Origin of the sequence: Nitrospirillum pindoramense, from assembly GCF_007827955.1 — a bacterium.
GTDB lineage: Bacteria > Pseudomonadota > Alphaproteobacteria > Azospirillales > Azospirillaceae > Nitrospirillum > Nitrospirillum amazonense_B.
Genome location: NZ_VITR01000001.1, coordinates 44,560 through 64,545 on the forward strand (window position 1 = coordinate 44,560; position 19,986 = coordinate 64,545).

Genomic DNA, 19,986 nt, shown 5'->3' on the forward strand with positions numbered 1-19,986 from the left:
ACGGTTGCCATCAAGACGTCCAAGTCTTTCGAAAGGGTTACCGCCCCTGGCCGCTATCCTTCCGCATAGCTGGCCGCATAGCTGGCCGCATCGTTGGTCGGACAGACCGCGGCGTCGCCACCCGAGTGGCCGTCCAAGCGGGTTCGGAGGCAGCCATGCCCCGGCCGGCGTCGGCGGCCCCCCTCTGCGTATGGACGCGGGGGGCTGAAACTGCCATAGTCCGGCCGGTTCGTTTCGGGGGCCCGCTGCCAGGCGCTTGGCCCCCATCCATACCGTCCCTGGCACACTTTCCTGGTTTCGGCTCATGACCCAACGCATCTCCATCCTGACCTGGCTGTCCCAACTGTCGATCCGCCTGCTGATTTCGCGGCGGGGGGAACTGGTTGGCACCGATCGGTTCGGCAACCGTTATTTCCGGGAAAAGAAGGCGCGGCCGGGCATGAAGGTGCGCCGCTGGGTGCTGTTCGCGGGTGAGCCCGAGGCGTCGGCCGTGCCGCCGGAATGGCATGGCTGGCTGCACTACTCCATGGAACAGCCGCTGCCGGAAAACAGCGCCTACCATAAGCCGTGGGTGAAGGCGCATGAGCCGAACGCCACCGGCACCACCACCGCCTACCGTCCGCCGGGGCACACCTACGAGGGCGGTCACCGCGCCTCCGCCACCGGTGATTACGAGCCCTGGACGCCCGCGTAAGCGGTCCCAAACGGGGGTGCCCGGTCCGCAGCCGTTTGCCGTCAGCGCGACGGTGCTGAAGGGCGGCCCGCGTGACAGGCTAACGACAGGGCTGGGCAGGGGCGTATCGTCCTCCTGCGGCCGACGTTGGGTCATGGGCGCCGTCCAATCGACCCCGGGGCCTTGCGCCAAGCCAGGCTTGTCCTATTTCTAGGGTTTTCCAGAGGAAGCCAATGCGCAGCAATGTGATCGAGACCGTGCTGGGGGCCGTCGTCCTGGTGGTGGCGGCGTTCTTCCTCTATTTCGCCTACACCACGGCCAATGTGCGCGCCGTTTCCGGTTATGCGCTGCAGGCCCGGTTCGCCAGCACCGGTGGCCTCACTGCCGGCAACGACGTCCGCATCAGCGGCGTGAAGGTCGGGTCGGTCACCAAGGCCTACCTGGATCCCAAGACCTACCAGGCGGTTATCGAGATGCAGATCGACAGCCAGGTGAAGCTGCCCGAGGACACCAGCGCCGGCATCGCCTCCGAAAGCCTGCTGGGCGGCAAGTACCTGAACCTGCAGCCCGGTGGCGAGGAAGAGATGCTGAAGCCCGGTGGCCGCATCCAGTACACCCAGTCCGCCGTGAACCTGGAAGATCTGCTCGGCCGCTTCATCTTCAGCGCCGGTGGCAGCAATGCCAACAAGGGCGGTGACGCCAGCCAGGGCCAACAGCCCGCCGCCCAGCAACCCCCTGCCCAGCAACCCAAGGCCGACCCGTCCAAGGGGCTGCTGAACGGCGGCGGCAAATGAGCCTGCGGCGTCTGCTGCTGGCGGCTTCCTGCCTGGCGGTGGCCGCCACCGCCGGCGCCTGGGCCCAGAGCACTCCGACCATTCCTGCCGGTGCGCCGCCGGTTCCGCCTGCGTCGCCAGCCGCGGCCGCACCGGGCGCTTCGCCATCCGAGGTGAAGAAGACCGTCGACCAGGCGCCGGAGGAGCAGCCGCCCACCAGCCAGCCGGTGAGCGGACCCAACGCGGCCGGGCAGCAACAGGACCAGCAGCCGGCGGAGGGCGCCCAGGGCACCGCCGCGGGTGGCGGGGCCGAAGGGGCCTCGCCCGTCACGCCATTGCCCCCGCTGCCCGCGCAGCCGGCCGTACCGCGCACGTTCGAGGATATGAAGGTCGCCGTCCTGGGCGGCCTGGACAAGGTCACCGGCCGCGTCTCCACCGTCGAGATTCCGGTGGGGCAGACCGGCCGCTTCGGCCAGCTGACGGTGGCGGCCCGCGCTTGCCGCAAGACCACCCCCATCGAGGAACCTGAATCGGCCGCCTTCCTGGATATCGTGGAGGCCAAGCCTGACGATCCGGCGGCGAAGGTCTTCACTGGCTGGATGTTCGCGTCCAGCCCCGCCCTGTCGGCGATGGAGGACCCGGTCTACGACGTCTGGGTGGTGGACTGCAGGAATCCGGCGACCAAGGCGCCGTCGTCCAAGCTGCCCTCCGGCAAATCACAGTGAAACCGCGCTGGTTGGGATAAGGCCCGGGCCAGCAGCGCCCGATATTGGACGCGGGGAATTTCCACCGCGCCGAATTGCGCCAGGTGGGTGGTGACGAACTGGGTGTCCAGCAGGCGATAACCCCCGGCGCGCAGGCGGGCCACCAGATGGACCAGCGCCACTTTGCTGGCGTCGGTCTCGCGCGAGAACATGCTTTCGCCGAAGAACGCGCCACCGATGGAAACACCATACAGGCCGCCCACCAGCCGGCCCTCGCGCCGGCATTCCACGGAATGGGCGTGGCCTTCGCGATGCAGCGCGACATAGGCCTCCAGGATCTGAGCGTTGATCCAGGTGTCCGGCCGGTCGGTGGTGGATTCGCCGCAGGCGCGCATCACCCCGGCGAAATCGGTGTCGACACTGACCTGGAAACGCCCCTGGCGCACGGTGCGCATAAGGCGCCGCGGGGCATGGAACCCATCCAGCGGCAGGATCCCCCGCTCCGGCGGGTCGAACCAGAAGATCTCGTCATCCTCCGCCGATTCCGCCATGGGGAAGACCCCCAGGGTATAGGCGCGGACCAGCAGTTCCGGTGTCAGGCGCATCAGGCGGTCCCCTCGGGCGGACGGGCGGCTATGAACACCACCCGCTGGTAGACGTAACCGATGCCCATGAGGCACAGGCCCAGGCCCAGGAAGGACAGGATGCGCAGCAGGCCGGTCAGGTCCGCCATGTCGGACAAGAAGACCTTCAACACCGTCACCAGCAGCACCGCCAGCGAGGCGTAGCGCACATCCGCCCGGCGGGTTTTCACCCCCGCCGCCAGCAACACCAGAGCGAAGGCCAGCCAGGCGGCGGAATAGCTGTACCATTCCGCATCCGACCGCCCGCCGCCGTGGGCCCACAGGGTCAGGATGCTGCCATGGAAGGCCTGGCGCACCTCCAGCGAGATGCAGGTGAAGGTCAGGACCAGCACCAGGGTCACCAGGACGCGCCGACCCGGCCCGGGTGTCTGGCCCCAGGCCACCAGGCCGAACAGCAGGGCCGGCAGGGCATAGATCAGCAGCAGCAGGTTGACCACCGGCCAGGACCCCACCGGTTCGTCCGCCCACAGGGGGTTCAGGATACCCAACTGCACCACCACCACCTGTACTGTCGCCAGGCGCACCAGGATACGCGCCCCCCACCGCGCCACGGGGTGGGCGGGGCCGGGGTGGCCCGGCCGGCCGGCCAGGACCAGGGCCGTCACCAGGAACAGCGCCGTGCGCAGGCTGGTGGGCAGCAGGGCGAACGGGTCGCTGTCCAGGCGGCCACCCTGCATCGCCTGGATTTCCAGGCATGCGAACAGCAGGCCCAGAACCAGGGCGGCGATGGCGAGGCCGCGCGCCGGACGGTCATCGCGGCGTCGGCGCAGCAGCCAGGCGCCACCCGCGCACGCCAGGGCCGGGACGCCGCAGCCCCACACCAGCCAATTGAGGGGGGAGGTGCCGTTCAGCGGATAATCCAGCACCCAGGGATTCAGCATCAGGCGGCCCGCCACCACGATGGCCAGCAGCGCCGCCGCCCGTCGCAGCGCGACGGCCAGCCCCGCCACCGCCGTGCGGCTTTCAATCAACGCCACCGCCGGGATCAGCAGCGACAGCGCCGCTGTCAGCCAGGAGGTATGCAACAGGGCGGCCAGCGCCAGGCTGACCAGCGCCAGCGAGGCGATGACGAAGGCGTCCGCCGCGCCCTCGGTTCGCGCCGTCCATCGCGCGGCCAAGGCCGCGCCGCCCGCCAGCACGATGCCGGCCAACGCCCAGGCGACGTCGGGCACTGTGTTGGAGGGGTCGAAGGCCCAGCCGGCCCAGGCCAGGGCTGTCATCGGTAGGGCCGCGCTCCAGGCCCAGGCCCGCGGCCGGGTGCCGGTGATGGCGGGGGGCATGGCCAGCGCACGCAGGCCAGCCGCGGCCAACCCCAGGCCAAAGCCCAGGGCCACCGCCAGCTGCGCCCCATAAGGCAGGTCGGCCGCGCGCACGGTAAAGCCCTGCGACAGCGCCAGGGTGGCGATGGCGGCGGCGATGGGCGCCAACGCCGTCATCACGCGGGTGTGCGGGGAAGGCCACCGCGCGGCCGTCACCGCTAGCAGGGTCAGGATGGCCAGCGCGGCCACGCCGGCGACGGCATAGTCGCTTCCCACCAGCAACAGCCAATCCAATAGCAGGGGCACGCCGCCCAGGGCTATGGCGATCCAGGCGTCGGTGACATCCGACCGGCGGTGGCGCAGGCCCGTCAGCGCGAACCCCATCCCCGCGCCCGACAGGGCCACCAGGAACACGGCGATGGGGACGGCGTCCGATCCATGGGCCGTGGCGGTCACGACCCACAGGGCGGCCCCCGCCAGCACCGGCAACCCCAGCCAGGGAGCCGGCAGCCGCCATCCCACCGCCAGGGTGGCGGTGTTCAGCAGCGCCAGGTAGCCGAACAAGGCCCAGGCCGAGGGGTGGTCGCTGGGAACCAGGGCCGGCACGGCCAAGCCGCCGCCCAAGCCCAGCAGGGCGATGAAGGCGCCGGCGGACAGGCCCTCGCCACCCCCGTGGCGCAAGGCGAGCAGGAACGCCGCCCCGGTCAGAACGGCCAGGCCGGCGAATGTGGTGCCAGGCCCGATCAGGCCGTGCAGGGCGTGGGCGGCATAGACGCAGGCGAAGGCGATGGCCAAGCCGGCCGCGGTCAAGGCGGCGGGAATGGAGGCGGCCTGGAACGACGGGTGCCCGCCCCTTCCATCCATCTCTGCGGCGCTGGCGGTGCGTCGGCGCAGGACGTCGCCCGCCACCACCAGCCCGGCGCCGAACAGGCCGCCCAGGGTCAGGCGCACGGCGGGGCCCAGCAGACCCAGGTCCACGGCATACTTGGCTAGGAACACGCCCGCCAGGGCCACGGCGATGGCGCCCAGCCAGACCAGCCAGCGCGTGCCCAGCGCCTGCTCCAGGGACGGTGGCGGAAGGGAGGGCGGCCCAAGGGAGGGCGACGGGGTGGGGACGGGCTTGGGGATGGGCTTGGGGATGGGCTTGGGGATGGGACGGGGGGAGGGCGTATCCGCCACAGGCGGCGGCACCGGCGCGGGGAGGGGCTCGGAGAGCGTTGGCGGGGCCGTCGCCACCGGCGCCCCGACGCTCTGGGGCTGGGGGGGGCTGCCCTGCAGGTCGGCCAACCGCCGGGTCAATACGTCCAGCCGGGCGTTCAGGTTCGCCACCCGGCGGTTCGCTTTGTCGGCATGGATCAGGGCCCACAGGGCCACCATCAGGGCGATGAAGACAAGAAAGGCCATGCCGGTCCCAGGATCACGCGGAGCGACAGGAAAGGTAGTGCATTTCCCGCGGCCGTGCAGTGGCTATCGCTCCGGGCCGGTCGCGGGGCTGGAAAAACGACAGGCCCGGGGCCGACCATCCGTCGATCCCGGGCCTGGGTCACGTGTCTGTGGATTAGGAAGGATCAGCCGGCGGGCTGGTTCTTCATCCATTCCTCCAGCCAGCGGATGTCATAGTCGCCGTTGATGAAGTCCGGCTGGGCGATGATGCGCTGGTGCAGCGGCAGGGTGGTGTCGATACCGCCGATGACGAATTCCTCGATGGCGCGGCGCAGGCGCATCAGGCACTCGTTACGGCTGTTCCCGTGGACGATCAGCTTGGCGATCATGCTGTCGTAGTGGGGGGGCACGCGATAACCGTCGTACAGCGCGCTATCCACCCGAACACCCAGGCCGCCCGGGGCGTGATAGCCGTCGATCTTGCCGGGGCTGGGGGTGAAGGTCACCGGGTTCTCGGCGTTCACGCGGCATTCGATGGAATGGCCGTTGAACTTGATGTCGTTCTGGCCATAGCCCAGCGGCGCGCCGGTGGCCACGCGGATCTGTTCCCGCACAAGGTCGATGCCCGTGACCATCTCGGTGATGGTGTGCTCGATCTGCAGGCGGGTGTTCATCTCGATGAAGTAGAACTGCCCGTTCTCGTACAGGAACTCCATCGTGCCGACGCCGCGATAGCCGAAGGCCGCCGCCGTCTTGGCCGCCAGGTTGCCGATGAAGGCCCGCTCTTCCGCGTTCAGCGCCGGCGACGGCGCTTCTTCCACCACCTTCTGGTGGCGGCGCTGGATGGAGCAGTCGCGCTCACCGAAATGCACCACGGTGCCGTGGTGGTCGCCCAGCAGCTGGATTTCGATGTGGCGCGGCTTGGCCAGGTACTTTTCCATGTAGACTTGGTCGTTGCCGAAGGCGGCGCGCGCCTCGCCCCGGGCCAACTGGTACGCCTCGGCCAGTTCACCCTCGCTCCAGGCCACCTTCATGCCCTTGCCGCCACCGCCGGCGGCGGCCTTGATCAGCACGGGGTAGCCGATGCGGGCGGCGTTGACCAGGGCGGCCTCGACCGTTTCCACCGGGCCGTCGGAGCCGGGAACGACCGGCAGGCCCAGGTCCATCACGGTGCGCTTGGCCGTGACCTTGTCGCCCATGATGCGGATGTGTTCCGGCGACGGGCCGATCCAGGCGAAGCCGTGTTCCTCCACCATCTGGGCGAACTGGGCGTTTTCCGCCATGAAGCCGATGCCGGGATGGATGGCGTCCGCTCCGGTGATCGCCGCCGCCGACAGGATGGCCGGGATGTTCAGGTAGCTTTCCTTGGCCGAGGGCGGGCCGATGCACACGCTCTCATCCGCCAGGCGGACATGCATGGCGTCGGCGTCGGCGGTGGAATGCACCGCCACGGTGTGGATACCCATCTCGCGACAGGCGCGGTGGATGCGAAGCGCGATCTCGCCGCGATTGGCGATCAGGACCTTCTCGAATAGGCCGCCCATGGTCAAATCCTCACTCGATGATCAGCAGGACTTCGCCGTATTCGACGGGCTGGGCGTCGCCGACCTGAATCTGGGTCACGGTGCCGGCCTTGGTCGCCTTGATGGGGTTCATGACCTTCATGGCCTCGATGATCAGCAGGGTCTGGCCCACCTTCACCGTATCGCCCACCTTCACGAAGGTGGAGGCACCCGGCTCCGGCGCCAGATAGGCGGTGCCGACCATGGGTGACTTCACCGCGCCCGGATGCTGCGCCGGGGGCACGGCCGCCACGGGGGCGGCGACGGGGGCGGCGGCCGCCACCGGGGCGGCGGCCACGGCGACGGGCGCCAAGGCGGCGGCCGGGGCGGCGCGGGACAGGCGGATGCGCTTTTCGCCTTCCGCGTACTCGATCTCGGTGAGACCGGTTTCGCCGAGAAGCTCGGCCAACTTGCGCACGAATTCGCTGTCGAGTTCGAAGGTCGCCATTGTCATGATCCTGGGTACTGGGCTGCGGTTAGGCCGCCGATGGTGTTGGGTAGGCCGGTTGCCTGTGAGGGGGGTGCGCCGGTGCCGGCGTTACGGTTTCTCGTTTACGCGGGGGGTGGGCTGTCGATCAGGCGGGCTGCCGCCTGTAGCGCCAGCAGGTAACCCTGCGAGCCGAAGCCGCAGATGACGCCGCGTGCCACCGGCGACACGTAGGAGTGATGCCGGAACGGCTCGCGCCGGAAGATGTTGCTCAAGTGCACCTCGACCACCGGCAGGCCCACGGCGCTGAGCGCGTCGTGGATGGCGATGGATGTATGTGTGTACGCGCCGGCGTTCAGGATGATGGCGTCATGTTCGCCGCGCGCGTCCTGTATCCAGGTGACCAGCTCGCCTTCATGGTTGGACTGGCGGAAATCGATCTCCAGTCCCAGGCGCGCGGCCGTTTCCTGGCAGGCGTTCTCGATATCCTCCAGCGTCTCCGCGCCATAGATGTGCGGCTCGCGAATCCCCAGCATGTTGAGGTTCGGACCGTTCAAAACCAGGACGGAGGGCGCGATGGCCAAGGGTGTGTCGCCTTTGTGTACGTACGTCTCTGAACCCGGACGTCTGGGGGGTATGCGTCCCCGGCCAGCGTCCGTCGAAGGCCGCTTTATAACACGGGTGGCGCCCGGGGCAAGAATCCACGCGCGCGGGCGCCGGGGTCCGCCCATGCGTCCCCGGCGTCTCAAACCGGCCCGGCGCCTACTGCGCTGGCCTTGCGGTCAGCTCTTGGCGCTGCGGGCCTTGGCGAACAGATCCTTGAAGGCGTCGGCGCCGATGGCCCCTGGCACCAGGGTGTTGCCAATGACGAAGCCCGGCGTGCCGTGGATGTTGAGGGCGTCGGCCAGCGCCAGATTGGCGTCGATTTCCTTCTGCACGGCCGGGGAATCCATGTCCTTGACCAGGCGCTCGGTGTCTGCGCCGGCCTCCTTGGCGATGGACAGGATGCGGTCCCGGTCCAGCTTGCCCGTGGCCGCCATCAGCGCCGCGTGCACGGACTCGTACTTGCCCTGCATGTTGGCGGCCAGTGCCGCCTTGGTGGCGATGACCGACGCCGGGCCCAGGATGGGGAATTCCTTGTAGACGATGCGGACCTTGCCATCCTTCTTGATGGCGCTGTCCATCTCCGGCTGGGTGTGCTTGCAGTAGCCGCACTGATAGTCGAAGAACTCCACCATCGTGACGTCGCCCTTCAGGTTGCCGCCCACGGGGGACGCCTTGGAGGCGAACAGCTCATCCTTGTGCTTCACCAGCGCGTCGGCGGCGGCCTTGGCCTCCTCCGCCTCGGCCTTGTCCTGCAGCGCCTGCACCGCCTCCGTGATCACCTCGGGATGGGCCAGGATGTAGTCGTGGACGATCTGTTCCACCTGGGCCTTGTCGTAGGGCCCCTTGTCCGCCACCGGCTTGTCGGCGGCGAAGACCGGGCTGACGATCGCCAGGCCGGCGAGCGCCACGGTGGCGCAAAGGGTGGCGTTAATGGTACGCGACATCGGGACAAACTCCGGTTTGCGGCCTTTTCCCCAAAGCCAAGGTGCCTCGTGCCCGGGGTGGCGGTGACGGCGCGCAGCATGGACCAGGCGGCGGCAGGGCGCAATCCCGCAAGGGCGCGGGTGCGGCGTCATGCGCCGCCGGCCTTGCGTCCGCCTTGCCGGTGGGCCATCCATCGTCGCGCTTGCCAGGCTGGCGGCGCTGTGCGGTCATGAGCTGGGCTGGGTCTGGGGTTTGCATAGGATAACGCCGGTGATGACGCCGGTGGGGGATGACGCCGGCGGGGATGCGTTTCCATGCCCAGGCATGAAGGTGGGGTTGGCCATGACCATGGCGGATGACGACGACGATTTCCTCTTCCAGGACGACGAGGATGAGGATGCCGGCGAGGAGTCGGAACTGATTCCGGGCATGCCGCCCTGGCAGGTGCTGATCGTCGATGACGATCCCGAGGTCCACGCCATGACCCGCCTGGTCATGCGCAAGTTCGCCTTCCAGGGCCGCGGCCTGGCCTTCGTCTCCGCCTACTCCGCCGCCGAAGCGCTGCACATCCTGCGGGGGGAGCATGACATCGCCATGATCCTGCTGGACGTGGTGATGGAAAGCGACGACGCCGGCCTGAAGCTTGTGCCCCGCATCCGGGATGAGCTGGGCAACCGGGCGGTGCGGATCATCCTGCGCACCGGCCAGCCTGGCCAGGCGCCGGAGGACGCCGTGATCGCCGGCTATGACGTCAACGACTACAAAGCCAAGACCGAGCTGACCGCCCGCAAGCTGGTGACGGCCACCATCACGGCGCTGCGCGCCTACCACCACATCCGGACGCTGGAACGATCTTGCATCGGACTGGAACGGGTGGCTGGGCTGGGGCTGTGCCAGATGGCGCTGTCAGGCCCATCCTCGGCCGCGGGGGCGGCCCTGGATCAGATCGCGGAGGTGCTGGAGCAGCCGGCCGATGGGCTTTTCTGTGTGATGTACGGTGCCGACCGCCTGTCGGCCCGCATCCTGGCGGGACGCGGACGCTATCAGGACGCGGCCGGACATCCCCTGGCCACCGTGGCCGACACCGGCGCCCTGGCCAACGCCCTGCGCAGCCCGGGCGACCTGCGTCACGACTTCGCCAACGACGCCATGACCCTGGCCTGGCCGCTGACCGGCCCGGCGGGGGAGGGCGGCAACCCGCACGCCGGCGCGGTGGCCATGCTGCACCTGCATCTGGTCCGGCCGCTGGATGAGATCGAGCGTCGCCTGGCCCTGCTGCTGATGATGCGCATCGCCGACGCCCTGGTCACCGCCTGGGCCCTGGAACAGGCGCGCGACCCGGCCTGACGGCCGCCTTCCCATGCGGCGTGCACCACCCTGGGTGGCGCCCGCCCGTGGCGGCTTGCCCAAAAAATTAACCATGCTACATGTCCGGAAAGGTTGAACGCCTCAGCGGGGGGACCCACGCACATGCGCAATTTTTCGCTAATTCTGCGTATCGGCATCATCATGGCCATCATGGTGGTGTCGATGCTCGCCATTTCGGGGGCGCAGGTTTGGAGTCTGCGCAAGTCGATCTATGCCGAGCGCGAGCAGAAGCTGCACGACATGGTCGGCAGCGTGCTCAAGCTGATCCACACCTATGATGGGGAGGTTAAGGCCGGCAGGATGCCGCTGGACCAGGCGCAGGAGACGGTTAAGAAGGCCATCCGCGCCATGCGCTGGGGCGAGGGCGATTACTACGGTGTCTATCAGTTCGATGGCGTCACGCTGGTCCACGCCAATCCCAAGAACGAAGGCGTGAATCGCATGGAGTTCAAGGACCCCAAGGGCACCCGCATCGTGGCGGATATCATCGCCGCGGCCCAGCGGGGCGGGGGCCTGGCGACCTATGAGGCGCCGCGCGGCACGGCTGGGGCCGAGGTGCCGGCGCCCAAGCTGGTCTACGCCGCGCCCTACGAACCGTGGAAATGGGCGGTGCAGGCCGGTGTCTATATCGACGACATCGACGCCACCCTGTGGCGCGAGGCGCTGTGGACCGGCGCCTGCACCGTGCTGGTGCTGCTGGTGGCGGGCGTGTTCACCGTTCTGATCGCCCGCAGCATCACGCGCCCCCTGGCCGATCTGTGCGGCACCATGGACCGGCTGGCGGCCGACGACCTGAACGTCGACATCCACTATACGACGGACCGGAGCGAGATCGGCCGCATCGCGCGCGCGGTGGCCCTGTTCCGTGAGCACATGCGCAACGCCGCGGCCCTGCGGGCGGAGCAGGCGCGGACGGAGGCGGAGGCGGCGGCGCGCCAACGCCAGGCCCTGGCCGGCGTGGCCGATACGTTCCAGGCCCGCGTGGGGGGCGTGGTGGGCACCGTCACCCAGGCCGCCACCGATTTGGAGCGCTTGGCCGCCACGCTGACCCAGGCGGCGGACCAGGCCCTCACCCGCGCGCGGGCGGCGTCGGGCGCGGCGGCTGACGCGTCCAGCAACGTCAACACCGTGGCGGCGGCCAGCGAGGAGCTGTCGGCCTCCATCGGCGAGATCAGCGCCCAGGTCGTGCGTTCCGCCACCATCGCCGGCGAGGCGCTGGCCGTGGTGCGCGAGACGGACACGGTGGTTGAGGGCCTGGACGGTGACGCCCGCCGGATCGGTGAGGTGCTGGGCCTGATCCAGGCCATCGCCGCCCAGACCAATTTGCTGGCCCTGAACGCCACCATCGAGGCCGCCCGCGCGGGCGAGGCGGGCAAGGGCTTCGCCGTCGTCGCCAATGAGGTCAAGGGCCTGGCCAACCAGACCGCCAAGGCGACGGAGGAGATCGCGGCGCAGATCACCACCATTCAGGGCCGCAGCACCCAGACGGTGACGGCCATCCGTCGCATCGGCGCCACCATCGCCGACGTCAACGAACTGACGGTCACCATCGCTTCGGCGGTGGAGGAGCAGACCGCCGCGACGCAGGAGATCGCGCGCAATGTGCAGCAGGCGGCGGTGGGCATCGGCGACGTGGCCGGCAGCCTGGGCGACCTGACAGGCGCGTCACAGGCGGTGGGCGATGCCGCCCAGGGGGTCGCCGGCCTGGCGGAGAGGCTGTCCGCCCAATCCGCCATCCTGGACAGCGAGTCGGCCGGCTTCGTGAAGATGGTCCGGCTGGGCTGACGGCCGCGCCCGGCGCCGGGCGGATACGACGGGCAGATCCCCTGGGCAGATCCCCCGGGGCGCATTAGCGTCCGCCCGGCCCGCCGCGTTGTCCGCCCATGCCGCCCCCGCCCAGGGTACCCAGGCCCGAGGAACCGGCGCCGATGGTGGTGGGGGTCGGCAGGTCGGTGATACCGGGGAAGGTGGGGCCGATGGCGGCCGTACCCCCGGTGGACAGGGCATCCTCCGGCATGCGGCCGGTGGAGATGATGGGGGTGTCGGGCGAGGCCAGGCCGCTGCTGGGCGCCAGTTGCGGGCGCATGTTGTGCGGCAGGCGGCTTTCCACCAGGACGCGGATGTCCTGCGCCCGCACCCAATCCGGCGACCCGGCGGGCAGCATCTGCTCCGCCCGGTCGGCGTGATAGCGGGCGGCGCGGATGTCGCCCCGCGCCAACGCCTCTTCCGCACGGGCATAGGCCAGTTGCGGCGCCATGTCGGCGCGGGCGTAGGCGCTGGCCAGCAGCAGCCAGGTCAGTTCCACCAGCGGCTCATCCCGGGCGGAAGAGCGCAGGACGTCGATGGCCTCGTGCACCAGCTTGTCGTCGCCGGCCTCCAGCAGGGCGTGGCCCAGGGCCATGCGCAGCTGGGCGCTGTCCGGGGCGTATTTCACCGCGTTCCGATAGGGATCGACCGCCTCCTTGGCGCGGCCGTTCTCGAACAGGATCTGGCCCTTCAACTCATAGAAGTAGGGGTTCTTGGGTTCCTGCTCGATCAGGCCGTCGACGATCTTCAGGCCCTTGTTGATGTCGCCCACCTGGTAATAGGCGATGGACCGGGCGTAGCGGGCCGCGACGCTGGTGTCGCTTTCCGGATACTTGCGCAGGGCCAGGTCGGGATGGATGAAGCCGTACAGCTTGGCCCGCATGCGCTGGTGCATGTCGTAATAGGCCGAGGGCATCCTGGCGTTGGTGAACTTCGAGATATGGTCGACGAAGTTCTCGATGTACTCGATACGGTTCTTGGTCAGCGGGTGGGTCATCAGGAACTCCACCTGCTTGGTCTGCGGCAGGCCGGAGTCCTGCTTGTGCAGCTTCTCCATGAACTCCAGCATGCCCTTCGACGAATAGCCGTTGGCCTCCAGGTAGGACAGGCCGGCCTCGTCGGCCGACGCTTCCTGCGCGCGGCTGAAGGCGAAGAAGGACCGGGCGCCCAGTTCCTGGGCGCCGGCGATACCGCCCATGGCGGCGCCGCCGCCGTCGCCGCGGCGGGTGCCGCCGATGGCGGCCGCGACGCTCAGCAGCGTCGCCAGGGTCGACAGGATGACCGCGTTCTCGATGGCGTCGCGGGACCGGACCTGGTGGCCGCCGGCCATGTGGCCGGTTTCGTGCGCCATGACGCCGATCAGCTGTTCCGGCGTGTCGGCGGCCATGATCAGGCCGGTGTTGATGAACATGTTCTGGCCGCCGGCGACGAAGGCGTTCAGCTCGTCATCGTTGACCAGGACCAGGGTGACGGCGTCGGGGACGATACCCGCCGCGCGGAAGATGGGGGTGGCGAAGACGCGCAGCGTGTGCTCGATTTCGGCGTCACGCACCAGGCTGATGCCGCGGTCCTGGGCCATCACCGGTTCCACGGCCAAGGCCGAAGACAACAGGCTGACCAGGATCAGGCGGGCTAGGCGGCGTGGTCGCAAGAACATAGTCGATTCCATCGGCGGTGCCGTCGATACCCGAACAGGCGAGCGGTAAGGTATGACCCCTACAGACTCCAAGGACGAATTTCCACGCGCGGCGGGGCAACCGGCTGTCGCTGTACGCACCAGTACCATTTCACCCTTCATGGTGATGGAGGTACTGCGCGCCGCCAATGCCCGCCAGGCCGCCGGCGGCGACGTCCTGCACCTGGAAATAGGCCAGCCGTCCACCCCGGCACCGAAGGGGGTGATCGCCGCGGCCGCCCACGCCCTGGCCGCTGATCGCCTAGCCTACACCGATGCCCTGGGCCTGCCAGCCTTGAGAGAGGGCATAGCACGTTGGTATCAAGACCGCCATGGGCTGGTGGTCTCGCCGCATCGAGTGGTGGTCACCACCGGCTCCTCCGGCGCCTTCCTCCTGGCCTTCCTGGCGGCCTTCGATCCGGGTGACCGCGTGGCCCTGGCGGCACCGGGATATCCCGCCTACCGCAACATCCTGAAGACGGCGGGCCTGGTGCCGGTGGAATTGCCCACGGGGCCCGAGACGCGCTTCCAGCCCACCCCGGCCCTGCTGGATGAGCTGCTGACGCGCGGGGGCGGTCCCCTCCGCGGGCTGATCGTCGCCAGCCCGTCCAACCCCACCGGCACCATGCTGGACGCCGCCGCCATGGCGGCGCTGGGTGCCTGGTGCCGCCGTCACGGCGTCTGGCTGATATCGGATGAGATCTACCACGGCATCGAATATGGCACGGTGCCGGCCGCCACGGCCTTGGCGGTCGATGGGGGGCAGGGCGCCATCGCCCTCAACAGCTTCTCCAAATATTTCTCCATGACCGGGTGGCGCCTGGGATGGGCCGTTGTGCCCGAACGGCTGGTGCGGTCGGTGGAATGCCTGGCGCAGAACCTCTACATCTCCCCGCCCACCCTGTCACAGCACGCCGCGGTCGCGGCCTTCGGCTGTGTTGAGGAGCTGGAGGGCCACGTCGCCCGCTACCGCCGTAACCGCGACATTCTGCTGGATTTGCTGCCCGACGCCGGATTCGGCCGCCTGGCCCCGGCCGATGGCGCCTTTTTCCTGTATGCGGACATTTCCGACCGCACCGACGACGCCCAGGCCTTCTGCACTCGGCTGTTGAACGAGACGGGCGTGGCCCTGACGCCAGGCGTGGATTTCGACCCCGCGCGCGGTCACCACACCGTGCGCATCAGTTTCGCCGGGGCGGAGGCGGAGATGGTGGAGGCGGCCCGCCGCCTCAAGGCTTGGCGCGGGTAGGCGGTCAAGCCAAGTAGATTTGGAAGACGCACGCCTGAAAGGGGAAGGGCCGGCCGGTGTCGCCACCGCCGGCCCTTCGCGTATCAACCCTTTTGAGGACTGTCCCTTTGGGGGCGCCGGTCGTTGGTTGCCGGCGCCTTTCCCGATTCCTGAATAGACTCAGTTCAGGGCGATCAGCCGGTGCGGCACGCTGTGGCCGGCATGGGCCTTGATCACGCTCGTGCCCGTCGCCTTGCAGGGGACCGCCAGACCGTCACGGCTCGCGCCCGGGGTGGTCACCGCCTGGGCGGGAATGACCGTCAGCCGGCCCGACTTCGAGGCCGCCAGCGTCGCGGCGGGCGTCGGTCCCAGGGGGGCGGCCTGCGCCACGGTGGCGACGTCGGGACGGGGCGCCGCGACCAGGATGGCGGGGGCGACCAGGAAGGGCAGGCCCAGGAACAGGCCGGTGAGAACGCTGCGAACGGTCGTCATAATACCACCTCCATAAAACGATCGGCCCTCGGGCGGCTCCTCTGCTAGGCCGAACGACTGATGGGCGTGACTTGAAGGTCGAGGCCAACCGTGGCGGAACCATGGCAAGAACCGGCACTTACCGGGGCAGGCGCAGACTCCCGAACCCCTGTGGCGAATAGGCAACAGTCGACCCTGTCGCCGCCTGCGGGACACCCATGCGGCGATGACGGGCGATTGGATGAAAGAGAAGGCTTGCGATGGCCGGCGGATGTCGATATATACCCGCCCACCCCGAGACGGAGAGTAGCTCAGCCTGGTAGAGCACTGCTTTCGGGAGGCAGGGGCCGGAGGTTCGAATCCTCTCTCTCCGACCATCTCAGGGACGCATAAGCGGCCGGCTTCTCCCGAAGCCGGCCGTTTTGCTTTTCTGCGCCGGGCGCAGATGAGCGCGGTCCGGCGCAACAAAAAAGGCGCGCCGGTGAGGGCGCGCCTTTTGCGGTAACGGGCTGGAACCCGGTTCAGAAATCCCGGTCGACGACGAAGTCGATGACGTCCAGCAGGGCACGCTTGATGGGGCTGGCGGGGAACAGGCCCAGGGCGTCGCGCGCCACGGCGCCGTAGTGCCTGGCGCGCTCCACGCTGTCGCGCAGGGTGTTGTGGCGCTGCATGAGGGCCAGCGCATGCTCCAGGTCGCCTTCCCGCTGGTCGACCTCCTCCAGCGTGCGGCGCCAGAAGGCGCGTTCCTCGTCATCGCCCCGGCGGAAGGCCAGGACCACGGGCAGGGTGATCTTGCCCTCGCGGAAGTCGTCGCCGATGGTTTTGCCCAGGCGGGCCTGCACGGCGGAATAGTCCAGCACGTCGTCCACCACCTGGAAGGCGATGCCCAGGTTCAGGCCATAGCTGCGCAGCGCCTCCTCCTCCGCCGCCGGGCGGCCGGCCACCACGGCGCCGATGCGGCAGGCGGCGGCGAACAGCTCCGCCGTCTTGGCGCGGATGACCTCCAGATAGGCTTCCTCGCTGGTGGTGGTGTCGTTGGCGGTAATCAGCTGCAGCACCTCGCCCTCGGAAATGACGGCGGAGGCGCTGGACAGGATGCGCAGCACGTCCAGCGACCCGTCCTCGGTCATCACCTGGAAGGCGCGGGAGAACAGGAAGTCACCCACCAGCACGCTGGCCTTGTTGCCGAAGACGGCGTTGGCCGAGGGCTGGCCCCGGCGCAGGTCGCTTTCGTCGACCACGTCGTCGTGCAGCAGGGTGGCGGTGTGGATGAACTCGACGCAGGCGGCCAGGGGCTGGTGGCGTTCCCCCTGATAGCCGCACAGGCGGGCGGCGGCCAGGGTCAGCACCGGGCGCAGGCGCTTGCCGCCGCTGGCCACGATGTAGCCCGCCAATTGCGGGATCATCTCCACATCCGAATGCATGCGGCGGATGATGATGTCATTGACCGCGGCCAAGTCGGTCGCCACCAGTTCCACCAGCGCCTCCAGGGCATCGGTGCCGGGCTTCCGGCGCTTGGGATCGAGGGGGGTGACGACGGCCACGAAACGAACTCCTGCCAATGGGAGCCAACATGGGGGCCAACGTCGCTATCGCGCGAGACCCAGTTGACGGCCCTGGATAGGACAGTGAGCATACCGGCGCAACCCCTGTGGTCAAGCTGGCAGACCGCATCGCCGTCCCCCATATAAGTTGCCCCCGTTGATCAAGGCCGGCGGTCCCTTTCCAAAGGAAGCCTTCATGCAGCCCATCCTTAGCAGCAATGACCCCGTGGAACTGTCCTGGGCCCGCGCCGTGCTGGCCGACGCGGGTATCGAGGCCGTGCTGCTGGACGAATACACGGCGGCGGCGGAGGGCAGCATCCTGGCCATTCCCCGGCGGCTTATGGTGGCGGATGGTGCCGTCACCGCCGCGACGGTCGCCCTGGCCGTGGCCCGGGCGCAGTTGGAGGAGGCGCCGTGACCGCCGAGGCCGTCCTCCTGGCCCCACCGGTGGAGGGCGACATCACGGAGGACAAGCTGCTGGATGGGCGGGTGCGCCTGTTGCAGCCGGCGCAAGGATACCGCGCGGCCATCGATCCGGTGCTGCTGGCGGCGGCGACCCCCGCCGACGGAGGGGATCGCGTGCTGGATCTGGGCTGCGGCGCTGGGGCCGCGACCTTTTGTCTGGCCGCCCGGCTGCCCGGCGTGCGGATCGCCGGGCTGGAGGTTCAGCCCGCGGCGGCGGATCTGGCCCGGCGCAACGCGGATCTCAACGGCGTCGCCGCCCGCGTCCGCATCACCCTGGGCGATGCGGCCCAGGCGCCCGGCCATCTGCCACCCGGTTCCGATCCCGACCTCCTGGCTGGACGCTTCGATCATGTGATGACCAACCCGCCCTTTTACCCGGGCGGGCGGCATACCCGATCCCCCCGCGCCGGCAAGGCGGTATCGCATGGCGAGGGGACGGCGGATCTGGCCACCTGGATCGCGGCGGCCGCCCGGCTGCTGGCCCCACGCGGCACCCTCACCATGATCCACCGCGCCGACCGCGTGGACGATATCCTGGCGCGCCTGGCGGGCCGCTTCGGCGCCGTGGTGCTTTACCCCCTGTGGCCCCGCGCCGGTGCGGAGGCGCGGCGCGTCATCATCCGCGCCCGCCTGGGCGCCCGGACCCCCGCCCGCCTGCTGCCCGGCCTGGTGCTGCACGGCGAGGGCGGGGGCTATACGCCGGCGGCCGACGCCGTGCTAAGGGGCGGCGGCCCCCTGGACTTCTGATGGCGTCCGGCGTATCCCGGGCGCGCGGCACAACCGAAGACGATAGGACCCCAGCATGGAAGTGAAGCGCCTGGACATCGATGGCCTGGTGATGGTGAAGCCCCGCCGCTTCGGCGACGACCGTGGCTGGTTCGTCGAAACCTGGAATGAGGAAAAGCACACCGCCGCCGGTATCGCGGGGCCCTTCGTCCAGGACAACCAGTCGCTGTCGCGCATTCAGGGCACGGTGCGCGGCCTGCACTTCCAGTTGGCGCCGGCGGCCCAGGGCAAGCTGGTGCGCGTCATCCGCGGGCGTATCCTGGACGTGGCGGTGGACCTGCGCCAGGGCTCCGCCACATACGGCCGCCACGTCGCCGCGGAGCTGGATGCGGAAGAGGGCTGGCAGCTCTGGGTGCCGGTGGGCTTCGCCCACGGGTTCTGCACCCTCGTCCCGGACACCGAAATTGCCTACAAGGTGACGGCGCCCTATAGCCCGGCCCATGACCGCGGCCTGCTGTGGAACGACCCGGCGCTGGCCATCCAGTGGCCCGAGTTCGCCGGCGCCGTGCTGTCGGACAAGGACGGCAGGCAGCCGACCTTGGCGGAGATCGGCGCGCCCTTCCCGGTCTGAGGCCTTCAGGCCCTGGCCACGTGCGCCAGGGCCGCCCCCAGCCGGGGCCCCAGGACCGCCAAGTCATACTCCCGTGCCACCAGGTCGCGGCCGGCCGTGGCGAGGCGGTGGCGCAAATCCAGGTTGGATCGCACCGCTTCCAGGGCCTGGACCCAGCCTTCCGGGCTGTCGGCCCACAGGCCGGTGACGCCGTCGGCCACGATGCGCCGGTTCTCCCCCACCGGGCTGGCCACCACGGCCTTGCCGGCCGCCATGTACTGCAACAGCTTGAAGCCTGACTTGCCCTGCGCGAACGGCGTGTGGGGCAGCGGCATGATCCCGGCATCGATTCCGGCCAGGGCGGCGGCCTCGCCCGCCTCGCTCCACGCGATGAACTCCTCCGGCACACCGGGCAGGTTGACGGGGGCGCTGGCGATGGTCACCAGCGTCAGCGGGCCGCTGGCCGCCAGCGCCGCCAGGGGCCCGGCCAACGCCGCCAGATAGCGCGCGGAGGACGGGGTGCCGATCCAGCCCACGCGGAACCCGCCGGCGGGCGGCTCCGCCCGCGCGGCGGCCTGGTAGCGGGACAGGTCCACCGGCGTGGGCAGGCGCAGCAGGCGGCGGGCGCCGGCGGCATCCGCCCAGCCGGCCAGGGCCTCGTTGGCGACCACGGTCAGGGCCGCCCCCGCCACCAGCCGCTCCAGCTTTCGGCCCAGAAGCGCGCGCACCGGCCCCCTGCGATGGCCGGCATAGCGCAGGTGCCAGGCGTCGTCGAAGTCCAGAACATACGGGCGCCCCCGGAACGTCAGGCGTTCCGCGGCATCAGGCAGCCAGGGCAGGGCCTCCTTCTCTATCCACAGCAGATCGCCACGTCCGGCGCGGCCGAGGGCCGTCAACCGCTGTCGATAGCGTCCCATCAGGGCGCGGTTGTCCACCGATTGCCCGGCATACAGGCGCCGAAGATAGGCGTCGTCGAAGAATGGGGCGGTGGCGACCTCCAGGCCCGCCGCCGCCACGTGGGGCAGCGGGTCGAAGAAGCGCAGCCGGCTGCTGGCCCCCAGCCGGTCATAGCGGGGCAAGGCCAGCACCCGCGCCGGGCGGGGCGGGGTGCGGAGCGGCGGGGATGCCATGGGGATGC

The 19,986-nt window shown here is 69.6% G+C and carries 19 protein-coding genes and 1 tRNA gene; 10 read left to right on the plus strand and 10 right to left on the minus strand.

Features of this window, described 5'->3' with window-relative positions; all coding sequences use genetic code 11:
• The first annotated feature begins 304 nt into the window (after positions 1-304).
• The 3 genes from FBZ90_RS00190 (at position 305) to FBZ90_RS28195 (ending at position 2,171) form a co-directional block, all read left to right on the plus strand.
• Positions 305-694 (plus strand): NADH:ubiquinone oxidoreductase subunit NDUFA12, encoded by a 390-nt coding sequence (locus FBZ90_RS00190; protein ID WP_145728849.1) that lies wholly within the window; start codon positions 305-307, stop codon positions 692-694.
• Between the two features lie 212 nt (positions 695-906).
• Positions 907-1,467, plus strand: coding sequence for an outer membrane lipid asymmetry maintenance protein MlaD (mlaD, locus tag FBZ90_RS00195; protein WP_145728852.1), 561 nt, complete (start codon positions 907-909; stop codon positions 1,465-1,467).
• Entirely contained in the window at positions 1,464-2,171 is a 708-nt protein-coding gene (locus tag FBZ90_RS28195; protein ID WP_246130068.1) for a DUF2155 domain-containing protein, read from the plus strand. The genes mlaD and FBZ90_RS28195 overlap by 4 nt, the downstream gene beginning before the upstream one ends.
• On the opposite strand, the gene aat is transcribed toward FBZ90_RS28195, so the two are convergent.
• From aat to FBZ90_RS00230, 6 genes are all read right to left on the minus strand, one after another.
• The gene (aat, locus tag FBZ90_RS00205) at positions 2,090-2,755 is read right to left on the minus strand and encodes a leucyl/phenylalanyl-tRNA--protein transferase (RefSeq protein WP_145728854.1); all 666 of its coding nucleotides are present in this window, start codon (positions 2,753-2,755) and stop codon (positions 2,090-2,092) included. The genes FBZ90_RS28195 and aat overlap by 82 nt on opposite strands.
• Positions 2,755-5,457 (minus strand): DUF2339 domain-containing protein, encoded by a 2,703-nt coding sequence (locus tag FBZ90_RS00210; protein WP_145728856.1) that lies wholly within the window; start codon positions 5,455-5,457, stop codon positions 2,755-2,757. Before FBZ90_RS00210 ends, aat begins: the two co-directional genes overlap by 1 nt.
• 164 nt (positions 5,458-5,621) lie before the next feature.
• A complete protein-coding gene (gene accC / locus FBZ90_RS00215) occupies positions 5,622-6,980 on the minus strand; it encodes an acetyl-CoA carboxylase biotin carboxylase subunit (RefSeq protein WP_145728858.1) in 1,359 nt (452 codons plus the stop codon).
• A 10-nt stretch (positions 6,981-6,990) separates the two neighbouring features.
• Positions 6,991-7,446: an acetyl-CoA carboxylase biotin carboxyl carrier protein gene (gene accB, locus FBZ90_RS00220; protein ID WP_145728860.1), complete on the minus strand. Its 456-nt coding sequence runs from the start codon at positions 7,444-7,446 to the stop codon at positions 6,991-6,993.
• A gap of 104 nt (positions 7,447-7,550) precedes the next feature.
• The gene (aroQ, locus tag FBZ90_RS00225; protein ID WP_145728863.1) at positions 7,551-8,009 is read right to left on the minus strand and encodes a type II 3-dehydroquinate dehydratase; all 459 of its coding nucleotides are present in this window, start codon (positions 8,007-8,009) and stop codon (positions 7,551-7,553) included.
• Positions 8,010-8,207: 198 nt separating this feature from the next.
• On the minus strand, positions 8,208-8,975 hold the full coding sequence (locus tag FBZ90_RS00230; RefSeq protein ID WP_145728866.1) for a DsbA family protein: 768 nt from the start codon (positions 8,973-8,975) through the stop codon (positions 8,208-8,210).
• A 322-nt stretch (positions 8,976-9,297) separates the two neighbouring features.
• Here FBZ90_RS00230 and FBZ90_RS00235 point away from each other — a divergent pair, with 322 nt between their 5' ends.
• Both FBZ90_RS00235 and FBZ90_RS00240 read left to right on the plus strand, forming a co-directional pair.
• On the plus strand, positions 9,298-10,302 hold the full coding sequence (locus tag FBZ90_RS00235) for a DUF3369 domain-containing protein (protein WP_246130070.1): 1,005 nt from the start codon (positions 9,298-9,300) through the stop codon (positions 10,300-10,302).
• A 123-nt stretch (positions 10,303-10,425) separates the two neighbouring features.
• Positions 10,426-12,108: a methyl-accepting chemotaxis protein gene (locus tag FBZ90_RS00240; RefSeq protein ID WP_145728870.1), complete on the plus strand. Its 1,683-nt coding sequence runs from the start codon at positions 10,426-10,428 to the stop codon at positions 12,106-12,108.
• A gap of 64 nt (positions 12,109-12,172) precedes the next feature.
• On the opposite strand, the gene FBZ90_RS00245 is transcribed toward FBZ90_RS00240, so the two are convergent.
• On the minus strand, positions 12,173-13,786 hold the full coding sequence (locus FBZ90_RS00245) for a M48 family metalloprotease (RefSeq protein ID WP_246130071.1): 1,614 nt from the start codon (positions 13,784-13,786) through the stop codon (positions 12,173-12,175).
• A gap of 52 nt (positions 13,787-13,838) precedes the next feature.
• Between FBZ90_RS00245 and FBZ90_RS00250 the strand changes: the two genes are divergently transcribed.
• Positions 13,839-15,053 (plus strand): pyridoxal phosphate-dependent aminotransferase, encoded by a 1,215-nt coding sequence (locus tag FBZ90_RS00250; protein WP_246130072.1) that lies wholly within the window; start codon positions 13,839-13,841, stop codon positions 15,051-15,053.
• Positions 15,054-15,212: 159 nt separating this feature from the next.
• Here FBZ90_RS00250 and FBZ90_RS00255 read toward each other — a convergent pair whose 3' ends face one another.
• On the minus strand, positions 15,213-15,524 hold the full coding sequence (locus tag FBZ90_RS00255; RefSeq protein WP_145728874.1) for a hypothetical protein: 312 nt from the start codon (positions 15,522-15,524) through the stop codon (positions 15,213-15,215).
• Between the two features lie 279 nt (positions 15,525-15,803).
• Between FBZ90_RS00255 and FBZ90_RS00260 the strand changes: the two genes are divergently transcribed.
• Positions 15,804-15,880 (plus strand) — tRNA-Pro (locus FBZ90_RS00260).
• Between the two features lie 144 nt (positions 15,881-16,024).
• Here FBZ90_RS00260 and FBZ90_RS00265 read toward each other — a convergent pair.
• Complete coding sequence (locus FBZ90_RS00265) at positions 16,025-17,047, minus strand: polyprenyl synthetase family protein (protein WP_145728876.1); 1,023 nt, start codon at positions 17,045-17,047, stop codon at positions 16,025-16,027.
• Positions 17,048-17,243: 196 nt separating this feature from the next.
• Here FBZ90_RS00265 and FBZ90_RS00270 point away from each other — a divergent pair, with 196 nt between their 5' ends.
• The 3 genes from FBZ90_RS00270 to rfbC are packed head-to-tail and all read left to right on the plus strand — an operon-like array spanning position 17,244 to position 18,869.
• On the plus strand, positions 17,244-17,465 hold the full coding sequence (locus tag FBZ90_RS00270; protein ID WP_145728879.1) for a putative signal transducing protein: 222 nt from the start codon (positions 17,244-17,246) through the stop codon (positions 17,463-17,465).
• Complete coding sequence (locus FBZ90_RS00275) at positions 17,462-18,259, plus strand: tRNA1(Val) (adenine(37)-N6)-methyltransferase (RefSeq protein WP_246130073.1); 798 nt, start codon at positions 17,462-17,464, stop codon at positions 18,257-18,259. Before FBZ90_RS00270 ends, FBZ90_RS00275 begins: the two co-directional genes overlap by 4 nt.
• A 55-nt stretch (positions 18,260-18,314) precedes the next feature.
• A complete protein-coding gene (gene rfbC, locus FBZ90_RS00280) occupies positions 18,315-18,869 on the plus strand; it encodes a dTDP-4-dehydrorhamnose 3,5-epimerase (RefSeq protein ID WP_145728882.1) in 555 nt (184 codons plus the stop codon).
• Between the two features lie 5 nt (positions 18,870-18,874).
• On the opposite strand, the gene FBZ90_RS00285 is transcribed toward rfbC, so the two are convergent.
• On the minus strand, positions 18,875-19,978 hold the full coding sequence (locus FBZ90_RS00285; protein WP_186455516.1) for a glycosyltransferase: 1,104 nt from the start codon (positions 19,976-19,978) through the stop codon (positions 18,875-18,877).
• Positions 19,979-19,986 lie beyond the last annotated feature (8 nt).

Coding starts and splice junctions, on each gene's coding strand:
- FBZ90_RS00235 (WP_246130070.1), top strand. CDS start 9,298: ATGACCATGGCGGATGACGACGACGATTTCCTCTTCCAGGACGACGAG.
- FBZ90_RS00245 (WP_246130071.1), bottom strand. CDS start 13,786: ATGTTCTTGCGACCACGCCGCCTAGCCCGCCTGATCCTGGTCAGCCTG.
- accB (WP_145728860.1), bottom strand. CDS start 7,446: ATGGCGACCTTCGAACTCGACAGCGAATTCGTGCGCAAGTTGGCCGAG.
- aat (WP_145728854.1), bottom strand. CDS start 2,755: ATGCGCCTGACACCGGAACTGCTGGTCCGCGCCTATACCCTGGGGGTC.
- accC (WP_145728858.1), bottom strand. CDS start 6,980: ATGGGCGGCCTATTCGAGAAGGTCCTGATCGCCAATCGCGGCGAGATC.
- FBZ90_RS00270 (WP_145728879.1), top strand. CDS start 17,244: ATGCAGCCCATCCTTAGCAGCAATGACCCCGTGGAACTGTCCTGGGCC.
- FBZ90_RS00250 (WP_246130072.1), top strand. CDS start 13,839: ATGACCCCTACAGACTCCAAGGACGAATTTCCACGCGCGGCGGGGCAA.
- FBZ90_RS00255 (WP_145728874.1), bottom strand. CDS start 15,524: ATGACGACCGTTCGCAGCGTTCTCACCGGCCTGTTCCTGGGCCTGCCC.
- rfbC (WP_145728882.1), top strand. CDS start 18,315: ATGGAAGTGAAGCGCCTGGACATCGATGGCCTGGTGATGGTGAAGCCC.
- FBZ90_RS00210 (WP_145728856.1), bottom strand. CDS start 5,457: ATGGCCTTTCTTGTCTTCATCGCCCTGATGGTGGCCCTGTGGGCCCTG.
- mlaD (WP_145728852.1), top strand. CDS start 907: ATGCGCAGCAATGTGATCGAGACCGTGCTGGGGGCCGTCGTCCTGGTG.
- FBZ90_RS00190 (WP_145728849.1), top strand. CDS start 305: ATGACCCAACGCATCTCCATCCTGACCTGGCTGTCCCAACTGTCGATC.
- FBZ90_RS00240 (WP_145728870.1), top strand. CDS start 10,426: ATGCGCAATTTTTCGCTAATTCTGCGTATCGGCATCATCATGGCCATC.
- FBZ90_RS00230 (WP_145728866.1), bottom strand. CDS start 8,975: ATGTCGCGTACCATTAACGCCACCCTTTGCGCCACCGTGGCGCTCGCC.
- FBZ90_RS00285 (WP_186455516.1), bottom strand. CDS start 19,978: ATGGCATCCCCGCCGCTCCGCACCCCGCCCCGCCCGGCGCGGGTGCTG.
- FBZ90_RS28195 (WP_246130068.1), top strand. CDS start 1,464: ATGAGCCTGCGGCGTCTGCTGCTGGCGGCTTCCTGCCTGGCGGTGGCC.